Consider the following 25,569-nt stretch of genomic DNA (forward strand, 5'->3'; position numbering starts at 1 on the left):
GATCGCATGCTTGAACCGGCACCGCGCCCGGTCCATAGATCGGGGCATGAAAGCGGAGGGGCTAGGCAGGGGCGAATCCCTTCTGACAGGCGGCGCCCGGTTCGAGCGCAGCCCGGGCCTGCTCGCGCGGGTGTTCGCGCCCGGCTTCCACAAGATCCTCGACCGGATCGACAGCGGGCTGGAGCGGGGATCGATCACCGGCCACCTGCCCGACGGCTCCACCCGCGTCCTGGGCGGGCGCGCGCCGGGCTTCGACGCCGAAGTCACCGTGCACGACTGGCGCGCGCTGATGCGACTGGCGACCAACGGCTCGATCGGCTGGTTCCAGGCCTGGGAAGCGGGCGAGTGGGACAGCCCCGACCCGGTGCCGCTGTTCGCGCTTTTCATGGCCAATGGCGATGCCCTGGGCGATACCGGCAGGGCGCGCGGCCCGTTCCGCTGGGCGGCGCGGGCGGCGCACTGGATGAACCGCAACACGCACGAGGGCGCGGCGCGGAACATCCACGTCCATTACGACCTCGGCAACGATTTCTACGCCCAGTGGCTCGACCCGACGATGAGCTATTCCAGCGCGATCTGGGGCGAGGGCGACGACCTCGAGGCGGCGCAGCGGCGCAAGTGGGAACGGCTGGCCCGGCGGGTGGGCGACCCGGCCTCGGTGCTGGAGATCGGCTGCGGCTGGGGCGGCCTCTCGCACCGGTTCGCCGCCGCCGGCGCGCGCGTCGTCGGGATCAGCCTGTCGGACGAGCAACTGGCCTGGGCGCGCGAGCGGCACGACCCGGCGATCGATTTCCGCCACCAGGATTACCGCGACGTGGACGAGCGTTTCGACGCGATCGTCAGCGTCGAGATGGTCGAGGCGGTCGGGCGCGAGTACTGGCCGAGCTATTTCGACTGCATCGCCCGTTGCCTGAAGCCCGGCGGGCGGGCCGCGATCCAGTTCATTTCGATGAAGGACAGCCTGTTCGAGGCCTATGCCCGCAGCGCCGATTTCATCCAGGCCTATGTCTTCCCCGGCGGGCTGCTGATCCGCACGCGCGAGTTCGAGCGACTCGCGCGCGAACGCGGGTTGCGCTGGGCGGACTGCGAATCGTTCGGGCAGGACTATGCCCGCACGCTGCGGACCTGGCGCGCGCGGTTCGACCGCGCGGTGGAGGAAGGGCGCCTGCCGGCCGCGTTCGACGAGCGGTTCCGGCGCCTCTGGCGCTATTACCTGATGTATTGCGAGGGCGGGTTCCGCGGGGGCGGGATCGACGTTCACCAGGTTACGCTGATCAAGGAAAGGTGAGAGGAATGCCGAACTGGAAACTGGCGCTGGGCGCGGCGCTGCTGGCGAGCTGCGCCCAGGCGAATACCGTGCCCGAGCCGCAGGTCCGCGAGACGCGCCAACCCGATTCGGTCACGCTGGAGGACCAGCAGGTCCTGTTCTGGGACGACGCCACGCGCGCCGACCGCTTCCGCCGGATGGAGGACTACTTCGCCGGCACCGAGGTCGCCGCCGCGCCCGATCCGCGCCGGTTTGCGGCGGGCGAACCGTTCGACGCGGCGACGCTGGCGCAGGTCGACGGCTACCTCGCGGAACTGAACGCGGCCGGGATCATGGTGATCCAGGACGGCAAGGTGCGGCTGGAGAAGTACCGGCTCGGCTTCGGGCCGCAGCAGCGCTGGACCAGCTTCTCGGTGGCCAAGAGCTTCACCTCGACCCTGCTCGGCGCGGCGGTGAAGGACGGGCACATCGCCAGCCTTTCCGACCCGGTGACCGATTACCTGCCCGAACTCGCCGGCACGGCCTACGACGGGGTGACGGTGGAACAGGTCGCGACGATGACTTCGGGCGTTGCCTGGAACGAAGACTACGCCGATCCCGACAGCGACGTGGCGCGAATGCTGATGATCGCGCCGCGCGAAGGCGAAACCCAGTCGGTCACGTTCGCCCGGACGCTGGCGCGCGAGGCGCCCGCGGGCGAGAAATGGCTCTACAAGACGCTGGAGACGAACCTGCTGGGCGATATCGTCGCCGCGGCCACCGGGCGTTCGCTGGCGGCCTATGCGAAGGACAAGATCGTCGATCCGGCCGGGTTCGCGGGCGACCTGTTCTGGATGACCGACCTCACCGGCGGCAACGTGGGCGGCTGCTGCCTGTCGATCCGCCTTTCCGACTATGCCCGCATGGGCCAGTGGGTGCTCGAAGGCGCGCAGCCTTCCGTTCCGGAGGGCTGGTTCGGGCGTGCCGGCGCGCCGATGGTCGACCTGGGCGAAGGGCATGGATACGGTTACCAGTGGTGGTCCTACCCCGGCGGTTTCTTCGGCGGGCAGGGGATCTTCGGGCAATACGTCATCGTCGTGCCCGAACGGAACATGGTCGTCGCGATCGTGTCGAATTACCGCGTGGCGACCGACGCCGGCCTGGCGGAAACGCGCATGAAGCTGTGGCGGACGCTGATCGACGCGCGCTGAGCGCGGTCAGCAGGCGGAGCGGAAGACCGGGCTGCTGGTGTGCCGGGCGACGATGTTGTCGTGGACGACCGGGCTCAGCAGTTCGGCGAACGAGCAGCCGACCTGGCAATTGTCCCACCAGATCACCTCGGCCTGGAGCGCGCCGAGGCCGGGCAGGGTCAGCCAGCACAGCTGCCCCGGGTGCATCCGGTTGATCGCGGCGGCGGAAAAGCCGGAGACCGACAGGTCGTGGACCACGGTCTGGAACGCTTTCCCGCCCGAGGCGCGCAGCTGCGCCGGGATGGTCAGCTTGGTCCGCGGGGCGCAGCGATCTTCCTGCGCGGCGATCGAATAGCGATCGAAGGAATCGACCGGCATGGCTTGGTTACCCTTTCGCTTGCCGTCGCGCGCACGCCGCGCGCGCGGGGACTGGAGCGAATGCTGTGCCCGCCTGCTTTCGGCGAGGTTGCGGAAAAGGGTTAAGCCGGATTCACCACGCGTTCGCGGTGGCGGGTGGGGAAATCCTCGCCCACCAGGTCCGCGATCCGCCGGCCCACGACCGCCGGTTCCTTGACCGTGGCCGGGTCCTCGCCCGGATAGGCCTTGGCCCGCATGGCGGTGCGGGTCGCGCCCGGATCGACGATCGCGACCCGGATGTCGCCCAGCTTGCGGACTTCCTCCGCATAGCTGTCGAGCAGCGATTCGAACGCCGCCTTGGTCGATCCGTAGGCGGCCCAGAACGGCCGCGCATCGGCCCCCACGCTGCTGGTCAGGCCGACGACCCGTGCGCCGTCGCTACGCTTCAGCAGCGGGTCGAAGGCGGCGATCAGCGCCTGGGTCGCGAGCAGGTTGGTGGTCACCGCCTGGGCGAACTGCTTGGGCTCGATCTGGGTGACCGGGGTGAGCGTGGGGAGATAGGCCGCCGCGATCACCAGGATATCGAGCTTGTCCCACCGTCCGGCGACCGCCGCGGCGAGGCGGGCGATCCCGTCCTGTTCGGCCAGGTCGAGCGGCGCGATCGTGGCCGTGCCGCCGGCTTCGTGGATCGCGTCCTCCACCGCTTCCAGCGCGCGCACGTCGCGCCCGGTCAGGATCACGTGGGCGCCCCGGGCGGCCAGCGCGGTCGCACTCGCCGCGCCGATCCCGCGGCTCGCGCCGGTAACCAGGGCAACGCGGCCCTCCAGAGACGTGCTGTCGGCCATCAGGCAACCTTGTCGAAGGAAAGCTGGGCATCGCGGCGCTCGCGGTTGGCGAGGTCGGTCAGCGGGGTCGGATAATCGCCGGTGAAGCAGGCATCGCAGAACGACGGACAGGCCGCGTCGCGCGGCTCGTGCCCGACGGCGCGGTAGAGCCCGTCGATCGAGACGAAGGCGAGGCTGTCGGCCCTGATGAACTCGCGCATCGGCTCGATCTCCATCCGCGCGGCCAGCAGCTTGGAGCGTTCGGGCGTATCGACGCCGTAGAAGCACGAATGCGCGGTCGGCGGGCTGGCGACGCGGAAGTGCACTTCGGTCGCCCCGGCTTCGCGCATCATCTCGACGATTTTCATGCTGGTCGTGCCGCGCACGATCGAATCGTCGATCAGCACGATCCGCTTGCCTTCCACCAGCGCGCGGTTGGCATTGTGCTTGCGCTTGACGCTGGAATGGCGAACGCCGTCGCTCGGCTGGATGAAGGTGCGCCCGACATAGTGCGAACGGATGATTCCCAGTTCGAACGGCACGCCCGACTGCTGGGCATAGCCGATCGCCGCCGGCACGCCGCTGTCGGGCACCGGCACGACGAGGTCCGCCTCGACCGGGTTCTCGATCGCCAGCTGTTCGCCGATCGCCTTGCGCGCGGCATAGACGCTGCGCCCGTCGAAGATCGAATCGGGCCGGCTGAAATAGACGTGCTCGAAGATGCAGGGGCGCGGGCTGTGGTTGCCGAAGGGGTGGAGCGAATCGATGTTGCCGTCGAAATCGACCTTGACCAGCTCGCCCGGTTCGACCTGGCGGACGAACTCGGCCCCGACGACGTCGAAGGCGACCGTTTCGCTGGCGAAGACGGTGGCATCGCCCATCTTGCCCATCACCAGCGGGCGAATGCCCAGCGGGTCGCGGCAGGCGATCATCCCCTCCGGCGTCATCACGATCAGGGCATAGGCCCCCTCGATCAGGCGCAGCGCGTCGATCAGGCGGTCGCTCATCGTCGGGTAGCGGCTGGTCGCGACGAGGTGGATGATCACCTCGGTATCCGAGGTGGACTGGAAGATCGCGCCCTTGCCGACCAGTTCCTGCCGCAAGGTGCCGGCGTTGGAGATATTGCCGTTGTGCGCGACCGAGAAACCGCCGCTGGCAAGATCGGCATAGAGCGGCTGGATATTGCGCAGGCCCGATCCGCCGGTGGTGGAATAGCGCACGTGCCCGGCGGCCATGAATCCGGGCAGTTCGGAAATCGCCTCGCTGGAAGAGAAGTTCTCCGCCACCTGGCCCAGCCCGCGGCGCTGGTAGAACTCGCCCCCGTCGAAGCTGGTGATGCCGGCGGCCTCCTGGCCGCGGTGCTGCAGGGCGTGGAGGCCGAGCGCGGTCGCCGCGGCCGCGTCGGAAGCGTTGATCGCGCCGAAGACGCCGCACTCCTCGCGGAGCTTGTCGCCGTCCTCGTCGCGGAACGGGTGGGTGATGTTCATGACGGTGCGATCCGGGTTGCGCGTCTCGCCGCGCTCAATGGCGATGTTACCGGCCGATTACAAGGGTAGCGTGGCCCGCCGCGGCGCACGGCACGGATTCATTGCGCCGTCAGCAAAGCGACCCTAAAGCCGCAGCGACCCAACAACAAAAAGACCCCGCGCCCTTGGTACTTTCCCTCTTCGAACGAACGATCGCCCGGCGTTACCTGCTGCCCGGACGGAACGAGGCGTTCATCGCCCTGGTCGCCGGGATCAGCGTCGGCGTGGTCATGCTCTCGGTCGCCATGCTGGTGATCGTGATGAGCGTGATGAACGGTTTCCGGGCCGAGCTGCTGGACAAGATCGTGGGGCTGAACGGCCACGCGATCGTCCAGGCCTATGGCGAGCGGCTCGACAACTGGGAAGACGTGCTGCGCGACGCGCGCGAAACGCCCGGCGTGGTCAGCGCATCCCCGCTGATCGAAAAGCCGCTGATGGCCAGCTACAACGGCCGCATCGCCGGCGTGCTGGTGCGCGGCAACACGCAGGAAGACATCGGCAACCTGGCGCCCAACCTGGTCGCCGGGAACCTGACCGAGCTGAGCGGCGGGGCGAAGAACGTCGCGCTGGGATCGCGCCTGGCGGCCAACATGGGCCTGCGCGTGGGGGACACGATCACGCTCTACAACCCCGAAGGGCGCACGACGCCGTTCGGCACGATGCCGCGACAGGTGGGGTACCGCGTCGCGGCGATATTCGAGGTCGGGATCTACGATTACGACGACCAGTTCGTCGTCATGCCCATGCGCGACGCGCAGCAATTGCTGCTGATGGGCGATACCGTGGGCATGATCGAGATCACGACGACCGATGCCGACAGGGTGGAGGAAATCCTCGAACCGATCCGCCGCCAGCTGGACGGGCGGGCGGTGGTCAACACCTGGAAAACGATCAATTCGACTTTGTTCGAGGCGCTGCAGGTCGAACGGGTGGCGATGTTCTTCGCCTTGAGTTTCATGGTCCTGGTCGCGGCGTTCAACATCCTTTCGAGCCTGGTCATGCTGGTCCGCGCGAAAACGCGCGACATCGCGATCATGCGCACGATGGGCGCAACCCGGCGCAGCCTGCTGAAGATCTTCGTCACGACCGGGTTCACCGTCGGCGCGCTGGGCACGGTCGCCGGGCTCGTGCTCGGCTTCCTGGTCCTCGCCTTTCGCCAACAGATCGTGAAAGTGATCGAGGTCGTCACCGGACAGAACCTGTGGGACCCGTCGATCCGTTTCCTTTCGACATTGCCCGCGCGGGTCGATCCGCTGGAGATCGCGGGAATCGTCGCGCTGGCCCTCGTGCTCAGCTTCCTCGCCACGCTCTACCCGGCGTTCAAGGCCTCGAGCACCGATCCGGTACAGGTCCTGCGCTATGAGTGACGCCGTCGTCCGCCTTTCCGGCCTCACCCGCAGTTTCGAACAGGGCGGCGAACGCATCGACGTCCTGCGCGGGATCGACCTCGAGATCGCACCGGGCGAGATCGTCGCGCTGCTCGGCCCCTCGGGATCGGGCAAGTCCACGATGCTCCAGGCGGTCGGCCTGCTCGAAGGGGGCTTCGGCGGCAGCATCGCGATCGCCGGGACCGAGGCGAGCGCGCTGCCTTCGGACGGGCGGACCCGCGTGCGGCGCGAGCACTTGGGCTTCGTGTACCAGTTCCACCATCTCCTGCCCGATTTCAACGCGGAGGAGAACGTGATCCTGCCCCAGCTCGTCGCCGGCCGGGGGCGCGAGGAAGCGGCCGAGCGGGCGCGCGAGCTGCTGTCCGCGCTCGGCCTGGCGCAGCGGCTGGAACACCGCCCCAGCCAGCTTTCGGGCGGCGAGCAGCAGCGCGTCGCCGTCGCGCGCGCGCTGGCCAACCGGCCGACCCTGGTGCTCGCCGACGAACCGACCGGCAACCTCGACGAGCACACGGCCGACCGCGTGCTCGAACAGTTCCTCGCGCTCGTCCGCGGGGAGGGGAGCGCGGCGCTGGTGGCGACGCACAACGAACGGCTGGCGGCGAAGATGGACCGCGTCCTGCGCCTGCACGAGGGGTTGCTGGAATAGCGGACCCGGCGGGCCTTTCGGGCGTTGGCCATGCAAAGGAGGATTTTGCATGACCGACCATCCCAGCACCTACAAGGCCGTGCGGACCCACCAGGAAGGGGTCCAGTGGGACGACCGCGCCTCGATCCACGAGGCAGACGACGGGCAGGGCGTCCTCGACGGGGCCAAGGGCCTGCGCAGCGGCACGCTGGCCGAAATGGTCGCCCAGGTCATGGCCTATCCGCCCGAGCGGCGCGGCGACTTCGTGATCCAGAAGGCCGGCGACCACCGGCTGAAACGCGCGGAGATCGAGGCGCTTGCCGCGCGCGACGACTTTCCGGGCTGAAGCCCGCGACAAGGGGAGGGGACCGCAATGACCACGATTGCCGATTTCACCGTCGCCGCCAACGACGGCACGCCGGTGGATCTCGCGGCGAAGCGGGGCAAGGTCCTGCTGGTCGTCAACACCGCCAGCCAGTGCGGCTTCACGCCGCAGTACGAGGGGCTCGAAACGCTCTGGCGCAAGTACCGCGATCGCGGGTTCGAGGTGCTCGCCTTCCCCTGCAACCAGTTCGGCGGGCAGGAACCCGGCGATGCCGAAGAGATCGCGCAGTTCTGCCAGGTCAATTTCGGCGTCAGCTTTCCGCTGATGGCCAAGGTGGAGGTCAACGGCGCGGGCGCATCGCCGCTGTTCGACTGGATGAAGCGCGAGGCGCCCGGATTGATGGGGTCGAAGGCGATCAAGTGGAACTTCACCAAGTTCCTCGTCGACCGCGAGGGGCACGTCGTGCGCCGCTACGGCCCGACCGACAAGCCGGAGAAGCTCGCCGCCGATATCGAGGCGCTGCTCTAGCGGGCGGTTCGGTCGATGGCGCGCCGGCCGGCCCCCGGGGCGCGCCGGATACGCGCCCGGGGCACAGCGGGCCGGGGAAACGCGGCCGCCGCCCCTTGGCGAATCCGCCCCGCGCCCGCATATTCGCGCGATGTCCTTCGCGCCGTTCGTTCCCCTTCGCGTGCTCTCGTCCTACTCGATGCTCGAAGGTGCGATCGACCCCAAGGCGATCGCCCGACTGGCGAAGGAACGCGGCTTTCCCGCGATCGCGATCTGCGACCGCAACGGGCTCTACGGCGCGGTCATGTTCGCCAAGGCCTGCTTCGACGAGGGTATCCAGCCGATTGTCGGCACCCTGCTCGGCGTTGCCCGCGATGCCGAAGGGCGCCAGATCGACTATCTTCCGCTCTACGCGCAGGACGAGGCGGGGTGGGACAACCTGTGCCACCTCGTCAGCCGCGCCCACCTCGACCGGCCGCTGGAGCTGGAACCGCATGTCGCGATGGCCGACCTGGAGGGGCGGACCGAGGGGCTGATCGCGCTGACGGGGGCGAGCGAGGGCGCGCTGACCCGCCTGCTGGCAGAAGGGCAGCACGACCATGCCGAGGCGCTGCTCGAACGGCTGGAGAGCCTGTTCGGCGAGCGCCTCTACATCGAGCTGGCGCGGCGCGACGACCCGGTGGAGGACGCCGCGGAAGAGGCGCTGATCGATCTCGCCTACCGCCGCGACATCCCGCTGGTGGCGACCAACCCGGCCAACTTCGCCGAACCGCACATGTACAAGGCGCACGACGCCATGCTGTGCATCGCCGGATCGACCCATATCGAGGCGGAGGATCGCGCGCGCTCCAACCGCGAGGCCTGGGTCAAGCCGGCCGACATGATGGCCGGGACGTTCGACGACCTGCCCGAGGCGACCGCCAACACCCTCGTCGTGGCGCAGCGCTGCGCCTTTGCGCCGCCCAACCGCGCCCCGATCCTGCCCAGCCTGGCCGGCGATCTGGAAGGCGAGGCGCGGATGCTGGCGGAGGACGCGCGCAAGGGGCTGGAGGCGCGCCTTTCGGCCTACGAGGATCTGAGCGAGGAAGAGCGCAAGGTCTATTTCGAGCGGCTCGATTTCGAAGTCGACATCATCGTCGGGATGGGCTTTCCCGGCTACTTCCTGATCGTTGCCGACTTCATCAAGTGGGCCAAGGAACAGGACATCCCGGTCGGCCCGGGGCGCGGTTCGGGCGCGGGCAGCCTCGTCGCCTGGGCGCTGACGATCACCGATCTCGACCCGATCCGGCTGGGCCTGCTGTTCGAGCGCTTCCTCAACCCCGAACGCGTTTCGATGCCGGACTTCGACATCGACTTCTGCGAAACCCGGCGCGGCGAAGTGATCCGCTACGTCCAGCGCAAGTACGGGCACGACCACGTCGCGCAGATCATCACTTTCGGCAAGCTGAAGGCGCGCGCCGTGCTGCGCGATTGCGGGCGCATCCTGCAGATGAGCTACGGCCACGTGGACCGGCTGTGCAAGATGGTGCCCAATCACCCGACCGACCCGTGGACCCTGCCGCGCGCGCTGAACGGCGCGGCCGATTTCAAGCGCGAGTACGACAACGACAACGAGGTCAAGCGCCTCGTCGATCTGGCGATGCAGCTCGAAGGGTTCCCGCGCAACAGCTCGACCCACGCGGCCGGCGTGGTGATCGGCGACCGGCCGCTGGCAAGGCTGGTCCCGCTCTACCGCGATCCGCGCTCGGACATGCCGGTGACGCAGTTCGACATGAAGCATGTCGAAAGCTCGGGCCTGGTGAAGTTCGACTTCCTCGGGCTCAAGACCCTCTCGGTCCTGCAGAAGGCCGTGCAGCTGCTCGGCAAGCGGGGCATCACGGTCGATCTGGGGCAGCTGGCGTGGGACGATCCGGCGGTCTACGAATTGCTCAAGCGCGGCGACACGGTCGGGGTCTTCCAGCTCGAATCTGAGGGGATGCGGCGGACGCTGACCGCGGTGAAGCCGACCAAGTTCGAGGATGTCATCGCGCTCGTCTCGCTCTATCGCCCGGGGCCGATGGACAACATCCCGCTGTTCGGCAAGCGCAAGGCGGGCGAAGTGCCGATCGAGTATCCGCATCCCAAGCTGGAGCAGATCCTCGCCGAGACTTACGGCATCTTCGTCTACCAGGAACAGGTCATGCAGGCGGCGCAGATCCTCGCCGGCTATTCGCTCGGCGATGCCGACCTGCTGCGCCGCGCGATGGGCAAGAAAGTCCAGGCCGAGATGGACGCCCAGCGCGAACGCTTCGTCGAAGGGTGCAAGGCGGTTTCGGGGATCGAGGCGAAGCAGGCGAACGAGCTGTTCGACTTGATCGACAAGTTCGCCGGCTACGGCTTCAACAAGTCGCACGCCGCCGCATACGCGCTGCTCGCCTACCAGACCGCATGGCTCAAGGCGCATTACCCGGAAGAGTTCTACGCCGCGTCGATGTGCTTCGACATGCACCAGTCGGAAAAACTGGCGCTGTTCGTGGACGATGCGCGGCGCGGAGGGGTGGAGGTCCGCGCGCCCGACGTCAACCGGTCGGAGGCCGAGTTCACCGTCGAGCGGACCGACGAAGGCTATGCCGTGCGCTATGCCCTGGCGGGCATTCGCAACGTCGGCGAGAAGGCGATGGAGGCGCTGGTTGCCGAGCGCGAGGCGAACGGCTGGTTCGAAAGCCTGCAGGACCTGTTCGAACGGCTGCCCAAGGGCTCGATGAACAGCCGCCAGCTCGAAGGGCTGATCTGCGCCGGCGCGCTCGACAGCCTCGAGCCCGACCGGGCGAGGCTCCACGCCAATATCGACATGCTCCTGGCCGTGGCCGAGGCCGCCAACCGCGAGCGCGAAAGCGGCCAGGCGGGGCTGTTCGGCGGGGAAGAGGCCGCGGGCGACACGCTGCGGCTGAAAGCGGCCGAGCCGTGGAGCCGGTCGGAGCGGATGGCGAACGAGCGGGAGAACTTCGGCTTCTATTTCTCCGCCCATCCGGTGGAGCAGTATCGCGCGATCGCCAGCGCCAACGGCGCGCGCAGTTACCAGAGCCTGATGGAAGGCGGCGGGCCGGCCGGCGGGCGCCAGCCGGCGGTGATGGCGGCGATGGTGGAGAAAGTGAACAAGGGCCGCACCCGCCGCGGGGGCGAGTTCGTGCGCGCCGATTTCTCCGACAGCACCGGCCAGTTCAGCGCCGCCTGTTTCGAGGAATCGCTGGTCGAAAGCTTCCAGAAATGGGCCGCGGAGGGCGCTTGCGTCCTCCTCAACGTCGAGCTCGACAGCCCCAGCCCGGACGAGCCGCCGCGCGTCACCGTGCGCGGCGCGCGCCCGCTGGACGAGGTCAAGAGCGGCTCGCGCATGGTCCTGACGATGGAAGTCGCGACGGTCGAGGCGCTGAGCGAGCTGAAGATGGCGCTGGCGATCGGCACGCCGGGCCACGGCGAGGTCTATGTCCGCCTGAAGACGGGGACGGGGGAAGAGCCGCTGCTGCGGCTGGGGCGCGATTACCAGATCGACGGCGAACTGGCCGAGCGCCTGGCCGAAGTGCCGGGGCTGGACAAGGTCTCGCTAACCACCCGCCGCGGGGCCGGGCACCTGCGCCTCGTCGCCTGAGCGATTCTCGCGCGGCGGGGGGGCTTCCTCGCTCGCCGGCGGGGCCTTGTCGAAGATCGCCGTGTAGCGCGCCGCGAGCAGCAGGATCGTGGGCACCAGCATCGTGTTCCACACGTCCTTACAGTGCCCGTCGTAATCGGGGGTGCGGCCGACGCTCCTGTTTTCAAGCCAGTCCCAGTATTCGCCCGCGAGAGCGACCGCCAGGACCAGCAGCCAGGGGCGCCACTGGCGCACCTTCCACCCGAAGGCGAAGCAGGCGCCCAGCATGATGGCCAGCGCGACGTAGATGTGCAGCGCGTCCTTCGCCAGGTGCGTGTATTCGATGATGACCATTTTGACTTGCTGGAGCAGGCTCATTCCGCGCTAGTGGAGCCGATTGCATTGCCGCGCAAGCATGGGCATGAAAGTGGCAAAGCGAAATCGAATGGGGAGAGGACGATGATGCTCGGAGCGATGCAGGACTGGGACCTGGTGGTCACCCACCTGATCGACCATGCCGCGCGCGAACACGGGTCGCGCGAACATGTCACCTACTGGGCCGACGGGACGGAAACCCGCGCCACCTGGGCCAGCATTCGCCACGACGCGCTACGCATGACGCAGGCCCTGCGCGCGCTGGGGATCGCCAAGGGCGACCGCGTGGCGACCCTGGCGATGAACCATTCGCGCCACCTCGTCAGCTGGTACGGCGTGGCCGGGGCCGGGGGCGTGCTGCACACGATCAACCCGCGCCTGTTCGAGGACCAGCTCGAATATATCGCCAACCACGCGGAAGACCGCGTTCTGCTCTACGATGCGGCCTTCCAGCCGATCGTCGACAAGATGCGCGACAAGTGGACGACGATCGAACACTACGTCTGCTACGACCCGCCCGAAGGGTTCGGGGGGCCAGATTCCGGGGCGTTGGGCTTCGAGGACTGGATCGGCGCGCACGACGGCGACACCGCCTGGGTCGCGGTCGACGAACGCGATCCGTGCATGCTCTGCTACACCAGCGGCACGACGGGCAATCCCAAGGGCGTGCTCTACGAACACCGCTCGACCATGATCCACGCCATGGCGGGCATCCAGCCCAATGCCTTCGACTTCGATGCGCGCAGCGTCATGCTGCCGGTCGTGCCGATGTTCCACGCCGCGAGCTGGGGCCTGCCCTGGGCCGGGGCGATCACCGGGGTCAAGTTCGTCTATGCCGCGGTCAACGACCCGGCCGTGCTGTGCAACCTGATGGAACGCGAGGGGGTGACCCATTCGGCCGGGGTGCCGACCGTCTGGCTGGCGATGTTCCAGTATTGCGACAGCACCGGAACCCCGCTGCCCAAATTGCAGCAGGCGATTATCGGCGGTTCGGCCGCGCCGCGCTTCATGATCGAGCGGCTGATGAAGAACGGCAGCCGCGTCGCCCATGCCTGGGGCATGACCGAAACCTCCCCCATCGGCACCGTCGGCGCGCCGACGCCCGACTGGGACAGCCTCTCGTTCGAGGAGCAGGTGGACATCGTCACCCGCCAGGGCCGCCCGGTCTTCGGGGTGGAACTGCGCACGGTCGATCTCGACGACTGGACGAAGGAACTGCCGCGCGACGGCAAGAGCGCGGGCGCGCTCCAGATCCGGGGGCCGTGGATCATCAAGCGTTATTTCAAGGCTGAAGAGGACGCGGTGACCGAGGATGGCTGGTTCAACACCGGCGACGTCGGCATTCTCCACCCCGACGGGACGCTGCAACTGACCGACCGGACCAAGGACGTGATCAAGTCCGGCGGCGAATGGATCAGCTCGGTCGAGCTGGAGAACGCGGCCTGCGGCCATCCCAAGGTGGCCGAGGCGGCGGCGATCGGAATGCCGCACCCCAAGTGGGACGAGCGCCCGGTGCTGTTCGTGGTCGCCAAGGAAGGCTGCGAATGCACGGCGGAAGAGGTGATCGCCCATCTCGAGCCGCTGGTGGCCAAGTGGTGGCTGCCCGACGCGGTCGAGTTCGTCGACGACATCCCGCACACCGCGACCGGCAAGATCAGCAAGAAGGACCTGCGCGCCCGCTTCGCCGACTATACGCTGGAGGCCGCCGAATGACCGCCTACATCGACCCGAGCCGCGCGAATTTCGACGCCTTCAAGGCCCTGCCGCGCGACGAGCCGATCCACATGCTCAACCTCCTGCTCTATCGCGAACGGGCCGAGTACCCGGAGGGCCACGAACACGCGGACAAGGGCTGGAGCGGGCGCCGCGCCTACGAGGAATACGGCAAGACCAGCGGGCCGATCTTCCGCCGGGTGGGCGGCACGATCGTCTGGCGCGGCGCGTTCCAGGCGATGGTCACCGGCCCCGAAGACCGCCGCTGGCACGACGGCTTCGTCGCGCAGTATCCGAACAGCGCGGCCTTCTTCGAAATGATCAAGGACGCCGATTACCAGCAGGCCGTGGTCAACCGCACCGCCGCCCTGGCCGACAGCCGCCTCGTCCGCTTCAAGCCGCGCGAAGGCGGCGAGGGGTTTTGACGGGGGCAAATTCGCGCCGTCCAGGACCAAGCCACCTGCGATCGAAGTTCCCTGCTCTACCCGTCATGCTGAACGCGTTTCAGCATCCAACGTGCATGCCGACACTGTTGGCGCGAGAGGAGGCATGGACCCTGAAACAGGTTCAGGGTGGCGCGCTTTCGATGGTGCGAACTTCCCTCTCATCGCGCTAGAACAACCGCATCTGTCCGCTCACCTCGGGTCGGCGGAATTGCGAGCAGTCGAGTTCGAAGCGCGTCTTGCCGATCCCGGCGCGCTTGCAGGCGAGGCGGAAGCGGGCGCGGAACAGGTCGGCCCAGACGCCGCGCGGTTTCATGCGGGTGAAGAAATCGGGATCGTTGTCGCGCCCCTGTCCGTCCTTGGCGCGGATCGAGCGGACGATGGCCATGACCTTGTCGCCGCGCTCGGGAAAATGGACGGATAGCCATTCGCGGAACAGCGGGGCGACCTCGTGCGGCAGGCGCAGCGGAATCCATCCGGCCGATCGCACGCCCAGCGCGGCGGCGCGCTGGACGATCTCTTCCATGAAGGCGTCGGTGATCGCGGGGATGATCGGCGCGATCGAACAGTGCGCAGGCACCCCGGCGTCGACCAGTTTGCCCAGCGCGGCGAGCCGCTTGGCCGGGGCGGCTGCGCGCGGTTCGAGCTTGCCCGACAGCTTCGGGTCGAGCGTCGTCACCGAGATCGCCACCGCCACCAGCCTGTGCCGCGCGAGCTGTGTCAGCAGGTCGAGATCGTCGAGCACCCGGTCGGACTTGGTCGTGATCGTCACCGGATGGCGCGCGTCGAGGCACACCTCCAGCACCTGCCGCGTGATCCGGTATCGCCGCTCTATCGGCTGGTAGGGATCGGTATTGGTGCCCATCGCGATCGGGCGCGGGCGATAGGCGCGCTTGGCCAGCGTGGCGCGCAGCAGCTCGGCCGCCGCGGGCTTGGCGAACAGCTGCGTTTCGAAATCCAGCCCCGGCGACAGGTCGTGATAGGCATGGGTCGGCCGCGCGAAGCAATAGACGCAGCCATGCTCGCACCCGCGATAGGCGTTGATCGATCGGTCGAAGGCAATGTCGGGCGAGCGGTTGAAGCTGAGGATCGTCTTCGGGTTTTCCTCGGTCACCGTGGTCCGCAGCCTGACCGGCGGGCCGTCGAGCGATTCGACGTGGTCGCGCCAGTCGCCGTCGGCTTCACGCGTGGCCAGGCCGAACCGCGTCGGGACCTCGCCCGACTGGGCGCCCCTGCCATGCACTGGGGGTTCGCGGCGTTGCTTCATGGTGTGAGAACATATAGGGAACATCAGCCGTACACCAGCCCGTTTTTCGATTAACCATATTCTCGCACATTGGCGGCTATGGGCGGGGCATGGCGAGGATGCGGGCCAGGTCGATCCGGCGGGGGATCTCGTGCGCGGCGCTGCTGGCGCTGGCGGGTTGCGGCGAAAGCGATCCGCCCGTGGCGGGGCGCGCGGTCGATCCGGCGGTGCTGGCAGCGATCAACGATCCGATCCTGGTCGATCCCGACCTCTCGCGCCAGAACGAGGGCAATGCCGCGCTCACCGTCAATATCGACAACGCCCTGCCGCTCGACAACCGCACGCAGCGCGCGATCGATGCCGCGCGCGAGGAGGCGCTGGCGCTGGTCGGCGGGCGCGATGCCATGATCGACCTGCCGCCGCCTTCGGGCGAGGGGGAGGCGGCCCCGCTCGCCGCGCGCCTCTCGCTGGCCGAGCGGGCCATCCTGTCGGGGGCCGGAGCCGAATGCGCGGGGCGGGCGCAGGGCGGCTTTATCTGGGCCGCGCGAATGCCGCAGACCTTTCCTCTCTACCCTCGCTCCGCCGCGCAGGATGCGATGGGCAATGCGTCGCCCGGCTGCGCGCTGCGGGCCGCGGTGTTCCGCACGCCCGTGCCGCTGGAGGAAGTGCTGGCGTTCTACCACACGCGGGCGCTGGGGGCGGGCTACAGTTCGTCCCGCACGGTAATGGGCGAGGAACAGGTGCTGCGCGGAACGCGGGGCCGGGCGGCGTTCGCGGTCTATGCCCGGAAGGCGCCGGACGGGACGAGCGAAGTCGATCTGGTCACCTGGGGCCAGCCACGCTGACCCCGTCGCGACCGCTCAGGCGTCCTTGAACCCCACGCCGACGCTGGCGCGCGGCTGGTCCATCTCGGTGCTCGCGACCGGATAGGCGCAGTAATCGGCCGCGTAGTAGGCCGCCGGCCGATGGTTGCCCGAGAGGCCGACCCCGCCGAACGGCGCGGCGGAGGATGCGCCGTTGGTCGGGCGGTTCCAGTTGACGATCCCCGCGCGGATATTGGCCCAGAACCGGTTGTAATCCTGCGGCGTGCCGCCGATCAGCGAAGCGGAGAGGCCGAAGCGGGTATTGTTCGCTTCCGCGATCCCTTCGTCGAGGTCGGCCACGCGGATCACCTGCAGCAGGGGGCCGAACAGTTCCACGTCGGGCCGTTCGGCCATCGCGGTCGTGTCGATGATCGCCGGGGAGAGGAAGGGCAGGTCGTCGTTCGGCCGCGTCATGTGGCGGATCGCCTTGCCGCCGTTCGACAGCAGGTAGAGGAAGCTTTCCATCAGCTGGTCGGCGGCCTGGTTGTCGATCACCGGCCCCATGAACGGCGCGGGATCGGCAAAGGGTTCGTCCACCAGGATGCGCCCGGCCAGCGCCTTCACCTCGGCCACCAGATCGTCGTACATGCTGTCTTTCACGATCAGCCGGCGCGCGGCGGTGCACCGCTGTCCCGCGGATGTGAAGGCGGACTGGATCACCAGCGTCGCCGCGTCGGAAATCTTGGGCGTATCCATCGCCACGATCGGGTTGTTGCCGCCCATTTCCAGCGCGACGATCTTGCCCGGGCTGGTCGCCAGCTTGCGGTTGATCGCGATGCCGGCCTGGGCCGAACCGGTGAACAGCACCCCGTCCACCCCGCGGTGGGCGACCAGCGCCTTGCCTTCGTCCGGCCCGCCGACCAGCAATTGCACGACCGCGGCCGAAATCCCCGCGCGGTGGAAGCATTCGACCAGGAATTCGCCCACGGCCGGGGTCTTCTCGCTCGGCTTGAAGACGACGACGTTGCCCGCGATCAGCGCCGGCACGATGTGGCCGTTGGGCAGGTGCGCGGGGAAGTTGTACGGGCCGAGCACGGCCATGACCCCGTGCGGCTTGTGCCGCACCGCGGCCTTGCCCTGCAGCGCGCTGTCGAGCTTCTTCTGCCCGGTCCGCTCGGCATAGGCGGTGACCGAGATATCGACTTTCTTGATCACCGTTTCGACTTCGGTGTGCGCTTCCCACAGCGGCTTGCCGGTTTCGCGCGCGATCAGTTCGGCGAATTCGTCCGCCTTCTTGCGCACTTCGTTGGCGAAGCGCCGGCACAGCTCGATCCGGGTCGCCAGCGGCTGGGCCGCCCAGGCCGGCCAGGCGCGGCGGGCGCGGTCCACCGTCGCATCGACGTCGCCCGGCGCGCTGCGCCACAATTCCTTGCCCGTCGCGGGCTCGAACGAAACGATTTCACTGCTCACCAGAGCCTAATTCCCTGAAATTTCGGCCAGCCGGCCCATGCCACAAGCGGCGCGTTGTCACAAACCGCCCTCTAGTCGCAAACGGCGATGTAGTCACAGGCCGATGTAGTCAGAGGCCGATAGTCACAGGCCGATCTTCTGCCAGCCCGCCTCGCCTTCGGGCAGGCGATGGCCCTGCGGCCGCGGCGCGCGGCCGTGGGCGGCGCCCATCCGGCGGACCGCCTCCACCTTGGCTTCGAGCGGGCCCCAGTCGTCGTCGCGCTCGATCGCCGACCAGATCGATTCGACTTCCTCGATCGGCATCGCCTGCGGCGCGTCCTCGTCCCAGTAGGGGTGCGTGTCGGCGACGGGGCGATAGCCTTCGAGTGCGCGCGCCAGGTCGCCTTCGGCCGCGCGCCCGCCGCGGTGGCGGTGGAAGAAGCGATCGGGCGGCTCGCCGCTTTCGCGCATGGCCTGCTCGCTCGCCGCGACCAGCGGTCCGTCGCGCTCCGGCCCGCGCGGCTCCACCCCCAGCCGCCAGCACCAGCGCCGGCCCACCGCCGCCATGTACAGCGGCCCGAACCGGTCGAGCGCGGCGATCAGCGGCGGGGCCTCTGCCAGCAGGCGCAGCGCGACCGCCAGCTGCCCCAGGTTCCAGTTCACCGCCTCGGGCTGGCGGCCGAAGGCATAGAGGCCGCCCTGGTCGAAATAGGCCGCGGTGAAGCCCGGGTCCCACGCCGGCAGCCAGCGCCAGGGGCCATAGTCGAAGCTTTCCCCGGTGATGTTGATATTGTCGGTGTTGAGCACGCCGTGGACGAAACCGGCGACCATCCACGCGGCGGCGAGATCGGCCATCCGCTCGACCGCCTGGTGCATCAGGATCACCGCGGGTTCCCCGCGCCCGGGCGCCTCTTCGGGCGGGGGCGGGCCGGGAAACTGCGCGAGGCAGTAATCGACCAGCTGCGCCATCTGCCCCGCTTCCTCCAGCACGAGCAGCCGCTGGAACGTGCCGATGCGGACATGGCCGTGGCTGAGCCGGACCATGACCGCCGAGCGCGCCGGGGAAGGCTCGTCGTGGCGGACCAGTTCCTCCCCCGTCTCGATCACCGACAGCGTCTTGGAGGTATAGACGCCGAGCGCTTCGAGCATCTCGGTCGCCAGGATCTCGCGCACCGCGCCCTTCAGCGTCAGCCGCCCGTCGGCGGTGCGGCTGTAGGGCGTCTGCCCCGAACCCTTCGTCCCCAGGTCCAGCAGCCTGCCCGCGCCGTCGCGCACTTGCGCGAAGAGGAACCCGCGCCCGTCGCCGATCTCGGGGTTGTACACCCGGAACTGGTGCCCGTGGTATCGCAGGGCGAGCGGGCGGGGCGGGTTGCCGGGCAGCGGATCGAAGCGCGCGAAGCGGGCGATCCAGCCCGCCTCGTCGAGGTCGTCGAGCCCGATCGCGCGATCCCACCGGCGGTTGCGGAAACGCACGGTGGCCTGCGGGAACCGCGCCGGCTCCACCGCGTCGCCCAGCCAGCCGGCCAGCGGGGCGATCGCGGGATCGGGGCGATAGGGCGACGCTTGCGGTTCCTGGCTCATGCGGCGATAGTGGGGTGCGCGGGCAGGGCTGGCAATGCGGCTGCCCGGCGATGCGAGGATTTGGACACAGGAAACTCCCGAAAACCGATGGGCACTGGATTTACCGACCGCTTCTGGGAGAGCCCGGACGGCCTGAAGCTGCATTTCCGCGACTATGCCGGCCCGGCCGACCGGGCGCCGGTGCTGTGCATGCACGGGCTGACCCGCAATGCGCGCGATTTCGCCGCCCTGGCGCAGCACCTGGCCGGCGGGCGCCGCGTGATCGTGCCCGAGATGCGCGGCCGCGGCGAAAGCGAATATGCGCGCGATACCGCGACTTATACCCCGGCCACTTACGTCGCCGACGTCGAGGCGCTGCTGGCGCAGGAGGGGATCGGGCGCTTCGTCGCGGTCGGCACGTCGCTGGGCGGGCTGATGACGATGCTGCTGGCCGCGGCCGGGCCGGGGCGGATCGCCGGCGCGGTGCTGAACGACATCGGGCCCGAGGTGGAGGCCGGCGGCCTCGCCCGGATCGGCGAATACGTGGGCCAGCCGCGCAATTTCCCGACCTGGATGCATGCCGCCCGCGCGCTGGAGGACGTCCACGGCGCGGCCCATCCCGGCTTCGCCACCGAAGACTGGATCGCGATGGCCAAGCGGGGCATGGCGGTCCAGCCCAACGGGCGGATCGCGTTCGATTACGACATGGGCATCGCCGAACCGTTCCAGGGCGGGGAGGGCGGGGCGCCGCCCGATCTCTGGCCCGCGTTCGAGGCGCTGCGCACCGCGCCGCTGCTGGTCGTGCGCGGCGCGCTGTCCGACCTGTTTTCCGAGGCCACGGCGCAGGCGATGGTCGCGCGCCACGGCGATGCCGAACTGGTCACCGTGCCCGGCGTCGGCCATGCCCCGCTGCTCGACGAGCCGGAGGCGCTGGCCGCGATCGACCGGCTGCTGGCCCGCGCGGCATGAGCGCGCGCAAGGGCGGCGACAGGCCGCGCATCCTGCACCTGCATTCGACCTTTTCCGCCGGGGGCAAGGAACTGCGCACCGTGCGGCTGATCAATGCCTTCGGGGCGAAGGCCGAACACGCGATAGTATCGGGCGAGCCGGGGCGGATGGAGGCCGCGCAGCACATCGCGCGCCACGTTCCCGTGCGCTACCCGCGCGAGTTTCCCACGCTCCAGGGCAAGCCCACTCCGGGCCGCCTCCAGCGGCTGGCGCGGGCGATGCAGGGCTACGACCTCGTCCTGACCTACAACTGGGGCGCGATGAACGCGGTTCTCGCGCGCACGGCGTTCCGCGACGTCTTCGCGCTTCCCCCGCTGATCCACCACGAGGATGGCTTCAACGAGGACGAGCGCGAGCGGCTGAAACCGCTTCGCAACTGGTTCCGCAAGATCGCGCTCGGCCGTTCGAACGGGCTGGTCGTGCCGTCCGAGACGCTCGAACGGATTGCGCTGGAGGTGTGGGAACAGCCGATCGGGCGGGTCAGGCACATTCCCAACGGGATCGACACCCGCGCTTTCGCCAGGCGCCCCAGGCCCGACGCGCTGCGCGGGGTGGTGAAGCGCAAGGGCGAACGCTGGGTCGGCACGCTCGCCGGCCTGCGCCCGGTCAAGAACCTGCCCCGGCTGGTGCGCGCTTTCCGCGCCCTTCCGCAAGACTGGCACCTGGTCATCGTCGGCGAGGGGCCGGAACGCGACGCGATCCGGGCGGAGGCGGACCGGTGGGACATCGGCCACAGGGTCCACCTGCCCGGCTTCGCGCCCGACCCGGCGCGCTACGTCGGCCTGTTCGATGTCTTCGCGCTGTCTTCGGACAGCGAGCAGTTCCCGATCTCGGTGGTCGAGGCGATGGCCGCCGGCCTGCCGGTCGCCGCGCCGGCGGTGGGCGATGTCGCGGCGATGGTCGCGGAGGCGAACGTGCCGCTGATCGCGCCCGCCGGCGACGAGGCGGCGCTTTCCGGGGCGCTGGCGCAGCTCGCGGCCGATTCCGCGCTGCGCAGCGAAGTGGGGGAAGCGAACCGGGCCAAGGCGCGCGAGGCGTTCGACGAAAAGCCGATGATCGCGGCCTATCGCCGGCTCTATTCCTCGGCGCTCGGCGGCAAGGGGATCGGCTGACCGGGCCGCGCCCGGCTTCACCTGCGGTTCACGCGGCGGGGGACAGGCCGGTTTCCAAGTTGAATTGATGCGCCCATCCGCTAAACACGCCCGCCGAACGTCACGGAAACTTGAAAGAGCCGCAACTTGGCCCTGAACCTCCCCTCCAAGCAAAGCCCCGAACGCCGCCGCGCCGCCGAAGAAGACGTGCTGATGCGCGAAGTCGACGATGCCGTGCGGCAGGACCAGTATTCGGATTTCGCGCGCCGGTACGGCAAGCCGCTGGTCGCGGCGGTGGTGCTCGGCCTCGCCGCCTTCGCCGGCTACCTCTATTGGGACAGCCGGCAGGAAGCGGCGATGGAACAGCGCTCCGAAACGCTGGTCGGCGCGCTCGACCAGTTGCAGGCCGGCAATCTCGACGGCGCGGTCGAAGCGCTCGCCCCGCTGGAGGGCGAAGGCGGCGGCGCGGCGATCCAGGCCGCGCTGGTCGAAGCGGGTGTCGCGATGGAGCAGGGGCGGGCCGAGGATGCCGCCGCGCTCTATGGCGAGATTGCCGCCAATGCCGATGCGCCGCAATTGCTGCGCGACATGGCGACGGTGCGGCAGGTGGCGGCGACATTCGACACGATCGAACCGGCCGAGGCGGTCGAACGGCTCCAGCCGCTCGCCGTGCCGGGCAAGCCGTTCTTCGCCAGCGCGGGCGAACTGCTCGCAATGGCCTACCTCGAGCAGGGCAAGGACCGCGAGGCGGGTACGCTGCTGGCGGCGATCGCGAAGGACGAGACGCAACCCGACGGCCTGCGCTCGCGCGCGCGGCAGATGGCGGGCGCGCTGGGCGTCGACGCGATCGAGGATGTCGATGCCGTGCTCGAGGACATGCGCGCGCCCCAGGGCGGCGCGGGCCCGGCGCAGTAACAGGTCAGGATTCGAGGCGATGACAGCGAACAGCATTTCCCATTTCACGCGCGCCATCGCGGCGACGGCGCTGGCCGCCACGCTCGGCGCCTGCGGCGTGTTCGGCGGCGGCGGCGACACCAAGACGACGCCCACGCTGGGCGAGCGCAAGCCGGTCCTCTCGCGGATCGAGAGCGGGGCGAAAGTCGATCCGGCGCTGGCCGGGATCTCGGTCGTCCTGCCCCCGGCGCGGGCCAACGAGGCCTGGCCCCAGGCGGGCGGCACGGCGGACAAGTCCTATGGCCACCTGGCGCTTTCCGACACGCCGGCCCCGGCCTGGACGGCGCAGATCGCCGGCGGGACCGAGCGGCGGCGGCTCGCCGCGGCCCCGGTGGTCGGCGGCGGCATGGTCTTCGCGGTCGATACCGAGGGCGTGGTCCACGCCTTCGACGCGCAGAGCGGCGCGCGGCGCTGGAGCCACCGGATGGAAGTGCCGGGCAACGTGCGCAGCTCCGCCTTCGGGGGGGGCGCGGCCTACGACAATGGCCGGGTCTATGCGACCAACGGCGCGGGCGAAGTCGCCGCGCTCGACGCGCAGAGCGGCACGGAGATCTGGAAGGTCCAGCCCGCCGGGCCGCTGCGCGGATCGCCGACGATCGCGTTCAATTCGGTCTATGTCATGACGCAGGACAACCAGATCCACGCGCTCGACACCGCGACCGGCGCGACCCGGTGGAACGAATCGGGCTCGCAGGCGCAGGCCGGGGTCTTCGGCGTCGCGGCGCCGGCTGCGGGGCAAGGCACGGTGATCGCCGGCTACAGCTCGGGCGAACTGGTCGCCTACCGTTACGAGAACGGGCTGGTCGTCTGGTCCGATGCGCTGGCGCGGACCTCGATCTCGACCGAGGTCGGATCGCTGACCGATATCGACGCGGACCCGATCATCGATTCGGGCAAGGTCTATGCGCTCGGCCAGGGCGGCCGCATGGCGGCCTACGAGCTGGTCACCGGGCAGCGGATCTGGGAACTGAACGTGGCCGGGATCTCCACCCCCGCGGTGGCCGGCGAATGGATCTTCGCGCTGACCGACGATGCGCGGATGCTGGCGATCGCGCGGGCATCGGGCCGGGTGCGGTGGATGACGCAGCTCCAGCGCTACCGCGACGAGGAAGACCGCGAGGGCGCGATCTTCTGGACCGGGCCGGTCCTGGCGGGCAACAGCCTGTGGGTCGCGAGCAGCCGGGGGCAGGTCTACCGGATCAGCACCGGCGAAGGTTCGGCCAGCCTGTTCACCGACCTCGACGAGCCGGTCTCGCTGCCGCCGGTCGTCGCGCAGCAGACGCTCTACCTGCTCGACGATTCGGGCACGATCCACGCCTATCGCTGAGCGCGGGCCGGGGGGGGCGCGGCGCGCATTTCGCCGCCGACCCTTACCGCGTCCTTAACCCTTTGCCGCTATCGCGCGGGGCGAGATGAGCGCGCACCAGCCCCCGGCGAAAGCCCTTCCGGCGAGCGACGTTTCGGCGGGCGTGGGCCTGGCCGGGCTGTTCGGCCTGCTCGCCTGGATCGCGATCTGCCGCAACTGGCCGGATATCGCGCAGGCCTTCGCGCTGCCCGGGCCGCGCGCCCCGCTGTCGGGGCCCTATGCCGCGCTCGCCGCGCTGGCCTTTTCCGCCGGGCCGATGGCGGCCTGGTCGCTGCTGGTGGACAAGGTCCACCGCAATCCCACCACCGGCATCGACTGGAGCCGCCGCCGCGCGCTGGCCGATCTCCTGCCGGTCTCGGTGGTCAAGATCGGCGCGCTCTGGGCGACCTGGGCGATCATCGGTTTCCTCTACTGCGTCGCGCGCTGGTACTGGCAGGGATCGTACCTGTTCGCGATGGAAGTGATCGCCGTCGCCGCGATCCCGCTGTTCGTGCTGTCGGTTCCCTATGTCCTCTGGCTCGACCGGCGAATGGTCGAGCCGCGCGACCACGCTTGGCACTTCGGCGCCATGCTGCTGGGGCGCGAGGCGTTCGACCCGGAAGAAGTGAAGAAGCACTGGCGCGCCTGGATCATCAAGGGGTTCTTCGGCGCCTTCATGATCTCGATCCTGCCCGGCGGGTTCGCCTCGGTGGTGGAGGCCGATCTGGCCGCACTCGCGGCCGACCCGGTGCGGGCGAGCGTCGTGCTGATCGAACTGCTGTTCGTGATCGACGTGCAGATCGGCACGGTCGGTTACCTCGTCACGCTGCGCCCGCTCGATGCCCATATCCGCAGCGGCAACCCGCTGCTGTCGGGCTGGGTCGCAGCGCTGATCTGTTACCCGCCGCTGGTCTATGCCTTCATGGGCGCCGACGGGATGCTGGCCTACGAGGTGAACACGCCGGGCTGGGCGCACTGGCTCGCCGGGAACGCGGCGCTGATGTGGCTCTGGGCCGGCTGGCTCGTGTTCCTGACCGCGATCTACGCCTGGGCGACGGTGGCCTTCGGAGTGCGCTTTTCCAACCTCACCTATCGCGGCGTGCTGACCCACGGCCCCTATCGCTTCACCCGCCACCCGGCCTACCTGTCGAAGAACCTGTTCTGGTGGAGCGCGACCCTGCCGTTCCTCGTTTCCAGCGGCTCGCCGGTCGATGCGATCCGCAACACCTTCTTCCTCGCCTGCGTCAGCGCGATCTATTTCTGGCGCGCGAAGACGGAGGAAGCGCACCTGCTGGGCGAAGACGCGAAGTACCGCGAATACCACGCCTGGATGGAACGCCACGGGCTGGTCACCCGCCCCCTCACCGCGCTCCGCCGCCACCTGCGCCCGCGCGGCCCGATGCTGGCGCGGGGGCAGAGGGAAGCGCAGACGGCCGAAACGCCGTCACCCTGAACGTCGTTCGGGGGTCCATTCCTCCTCCCGCACCGACGGTGCCGGGCGGCGCGATGGATGCTGAAACACGTTCAGCATGACGGGTGGGGGCGGCGGGAAGGCACGCTCTCCGCAACGCGAGCTCCTGCGAAAGCAGGAGCCCAGGATGGCGGGCGCTGGGGTTGCCTCTGGGTTCCTGCTTTCGCAGGAACTCGGCGTGGGTTGCATAGCGGAGCGCGGCACCCCGTTCCACCTTCCCGCAACGCGAGCTCCTGCGAAAGCAGGAGCCCAGGGACGGCGGGCGCTGTGGTGGCGTCTGGGTTCCTGCTTTCGCAGGAACTCACGGGTGGAGTATCTTCCCCTGCGGAGGGTGCCCACGCCCGGTCATCCGCTGGCGCGTGCGGACGGTTACGCCGGGAGGAAAGGCAAGCGGACGGAACCGGCCGGTGCCGCCTGGGCATCACAGGATTGCCACCTGGGCGTCACAGGGTTGCCTTGGCAACATCCTTGCGAGTGGCGGGAGGGGTTGCCTTCAACCTCCCGCTCGGCCCTTCGAGG

The 25,569-nt window shown here is 69.2% G+C and carries 22 protein-coding genes; 15 read left to right on the plus strand and 7 right to left on the minus strand.

Annotated features, from left to right (window positions below):
• The first annotated feature begins 46 nt into the window (after window positions 1-46).
• Window positions 47-1,288: an SAM-dependent methyltransferase gene (locus GRI72_RS03675; RefSeq protein ID WP_160732547.1), complete on the plus strand. Its 1,242-nt coding sequence runs from the start codon at window positions 47-49 to the stop codon at window positions 1,286-1,288.
• Window positions 1,289-1,293: 5 nt separating this feature from the next.
• Entirely contained in the window at window positions 1,294-2,457 is a 1,164-nt protein-coding gene (locus GRI72_RS03680) for a serine hydrolase domain-containing protein (protein ID WP_160732548.1), read from the plus strand.
• 6 nt (window positions 2,458-2,463) lie between these two features.
• Here GRI72_RS03680 and GRI72_RS03685 read toward each other — a convergent pair whose 3' ends face one another.
• From GRI72_RS03685 to purF, 3 genes are all read right to left on the minus strand, one after another.
• The gene (locus tag GRI72_RS03685; RefSeq protein WP_160732549.1) at window positions 2,464-2,814 is read right to left on the minus strand and encodes a PilZ domain-containing protein; all 351 of its coding nucleotides are present in this window, start codon (window positions 2,812-2,814) and stop codon (window positions 2,464-2,466) included.
• Between the two features lie 101 nt (window positions 2,815-2,915).
• On the minus strand, window positions 2,916-3,638 hold the full coding sequence (locus GRI72_RS03690; protein ID WP_160732550.1) for an SDR family NAD(P)-dependent oxidoreductase: 723 nt from the start codon (window positions 3,636-3,638) through the stop codon (window positions 2,916-2,918).
• Complete coding sequence (gene purF, locus GRI72_RS03695; RefSeq protein ID WP_160732551.1) at window positions 3,638-5,104, minus strand: amidophosphoribosyltransferase; 1,467 nt, start codon at window positions 5,102-5,104, stop codon at window positions 3,638-3,640. The genes GRI72_RS03690 and purF overlap by 1 nt, the downstream gene beginning before the upstream one ends.
• A 164-nt stretch (window positions 5,105-5,268) precedes the next feature.
• Between purF and GRI72_RS03700 the strand changes: the two genes are divergently transcribed.
• From GRI72_RS03700 to dnaE, 5 genes are all read left to right on the plus strand, one after another.
• Window positions 5,269-6,510: a lipoprotein-releasing ABC transporter permease subunit gene (locus tag GRI72_RS03700; protein ID WP_160732552.1), complete on the plus strand. Its 1,242-nt coding sequence runs from the start codon at window positions 5,269-5,271 to the stop codon at window positions 6,508-6,510.
• Entirely contained in the window at window positions 6,503-7,177 is a 675-nt protein-coding gene (locus GRI72_RS03705) for an ABC transporter ATP-binding protein (RefSeq protein WP_160732553.1), read from the plus strand. Before GRI72_RS03700 ends, GRI72_RS03705 begins: the two co-directional genes overlap by 8 nt.
• 49 nt (window positions 7,178-7,226) lie before the next feature.
• Complete coding sequence (locus GRI72_RS03710) at window positions 7,227-7,502, plus strand: hypothetical protein (protein ID WP_160732554.1); 276 nt, start codon at window positions 7,227-7,229, stop codon at window positions 7,500-7,502.
• 27 nt (window positions 7,503-7,529) lie between these two features.
• Entirely contained in the window at window positions 7,530-8,009 is a 480-nt protein-coding gene (locus GRI72_RS03715; RefSeq protein ID WP_160732555.1) for a glutathione peroxidase, read from the plus strand.
• A 130-nt stretch (window positions 8,010-8,139) separates the two neighbouring features.
• Complete coding sequence (dnaE, locus tag GRI72_RS03720) at window positions 8,140-11,613, plus strand: DNA polymerase III subunit alpha (protein WP_160732556.1); 3,474 nt, start codon at window positions 8,140-8,142, stop codon at window positions 11,611-11,613.
• Here the strand turns inward: dnaE and GRI72_RS03725 are convergent.
• Window positions 11,569-11,970 (minus strand): hypothetical protein, encoded by a 402-nt coding sequence (locus tag GRI72_RS03725; RefSeq protein WP_160732557.1) that lies wholly within the window; start codon window positions 11,968-11,970, stop codon window positions 11,569-11,571. The genes dnaE and GRI72_RS03725 overlap by 45 nt on opposite strands.
• An 84-nt stretch (window positions 11,971-12,054) precedes the next feature.
• Here GRI72_RS03725 and GRI72_RS03730 point away from each other — a divergent pair, with 84 nt between their 5' ends.
• Together GRI72_RS03730 and GRI72_RS03735 are read left to right on the plus strand one after the other, a co-directional pair.
• Window positions 12,055-13,680 carry a long-chain fatty acid--CoA ligase gene (locus GRI72_RS03730; RefSeq protein ID WP_160732631.1) on the plus strand — a complete coding sequence of 542 codons (1,626 nt, stop codon included), beginning with the start codon at window positions 12,055-12,057 and terminating at the stop codon, window positions 13,678-13,680.
• Complete coding sequence (locus GRI72_RS03735) at window positions 13,677-14,105, plus strand: DUF1330 domain-containing protein (RefSeq protein WP_160732558.1); 429 nt, start codon at window positions 13,677-13,679, stop codon at window positions 14,103-14,105. The genes GRI72_RS03730 and GRI72_RS03735 overlap by 4 nt, the downstream gene beginning before the upstream one ends.
• A 187-nt stretch (window positions 14,106-14,292) precedes the next feature.
• Here GRI72_RS03735 and GRI72_RS03740 read toward each other — a convergent pair whose 3' ends face one another.
• A complete protein-coding gene (locus tag GRI72_RS03740; protein WP_160732559.1) occupies window positions 14,293-15,390 on the minus strand; it encodes a PA0069 family radical SAM protein in 1,098 nt (365 codons plus the stop codon).
• Window positions 15,391-15,479: 89 nt separating this feature from the next.
• Between GRI72_RS03740 and GRI72_RS03745 the strand changes: the two genes are divergently transcribed.
• Window positions 15,480-16,214: a hypothetical protein gene (locus tag GRI72_RS03745; protein ID WP_160732560.1), complete on the plus strand. Its 735-nt coding sequence runs from the start codon at window positions 15,480-15,482 to the stop codon at window positions 16,212-16,214.
• Between the two features lie 15 nt (window positions 16,215-16,229).
• Here GRI72_RS03745 and astD read toward each other — a convergent pair whose 3' ends face one another.
• Window positions 16,230-17,645, minus strand: coding sequence for a succinylglutamate-semialdehyde dehydrogenase (astD, locus tag GRI72_RS03750; RefSeq protein ID WP_202388927.1), 1,416 nt, complete (start codon window positions 17,643-17,645; stop codon window positions 16,230-16,232).
• Window positions 17,646-17,765: 120 nt separating this feature from the next.
• On the minus strand, window positions 17,766-19,202 hold the full coding sequence (locus tag GRI72_RS03755; RefSeq protein ID WP_160732562.1) for a protein adenylyltransferase SelO family protein: 1,437 nt from the start codon (window positions 19,200-19,202) through the stop codon (window positions 17,766-17,768).
• Between the two features lie 87 nt (window positions 19,203-19,289).
• Here GRI72_RS03755 and GRI72_RS03760 point away from each other — a divergent pair, with 87 nt between their 5' ends.
• The 5 genes from GRI72_RS03760 to GRI72_RS03780 all read left to right on the plus strand — a co-directional run bounded on the left by GRI72_RS03760 (window position 19,290) and on the right by GRI72_RS03780 (window position 25,032).
• Window positions 19,290-20,150, plus strand: coding sequence for an alpha/beta fold hydrolase (locus tag GRI72_RS03760; protein ID WP_160732563.1), 861 nt, complete (start codon window positions 19,290-19,292; stop codon window positions 20,148-20,150).
• A complete protein-coding gene (locus GRI72_RS03765; RefSeq protein ID WP_160732564.1) occupies window positions 20,147-21,301 on the plus strand; it encodes a glycosyltransferase family 4 protein in 1,155 nt (384 codons plus the stop codon). The genes GRI72_RS03760 and GRI72_RS03765 overlap by 4 nt, the downstream gene beginning before the upstream one ends.
• Before the next feature lie 126 nt (window positions 21,302-21,427).
• A complete protein-coding gene (locus GRI72_RS03770; RefSeq protein ID WP_160732565.1) occupies window positions 21,428-22,195 on the plus strand; it encodes a tetratricopeptide repeat protein in 768 nt (255 codons plus the stop codon).
• A 19-nt stretch (window positions 22,196-22,214) separates the two neighbouring features.
• Window positions 22,215-23,561, plus strand: coding sequence for an outer membrane protein assembly factor BamB family protein (locus tag GRI72_RS03775; RefSeq protein WP_160732566.1), 1,347 nt, complete (start codon window positions 22,215-22,217; stop codon window positions 23,559-23,561).
• Window positions 23,562-23,646: 85 nt separating this feature from the next.
• Window positions 23,647-25,032, plus strand: coding sequence for a methyltransferase family protein (locus GRI72_RS03780; protein ID WP_160732567.1), 1,386 nt, complete (start codon window positions 23,647-23,649; stop codon window positions 25,030-25,032).
• Window positions 25,033-25,569: the final 537 nt, after the last annotated feature.

Source organism: Pelagerythrobacter marinus (assembly GCF_009827515.1).
GTDB lineage: Bacteria > Pseudomonadota > Alphaproteobacteria > Sphingomonadales > Sphingomonadaceae > Pelagerythrobacter > Pelagerythrobacter marinus.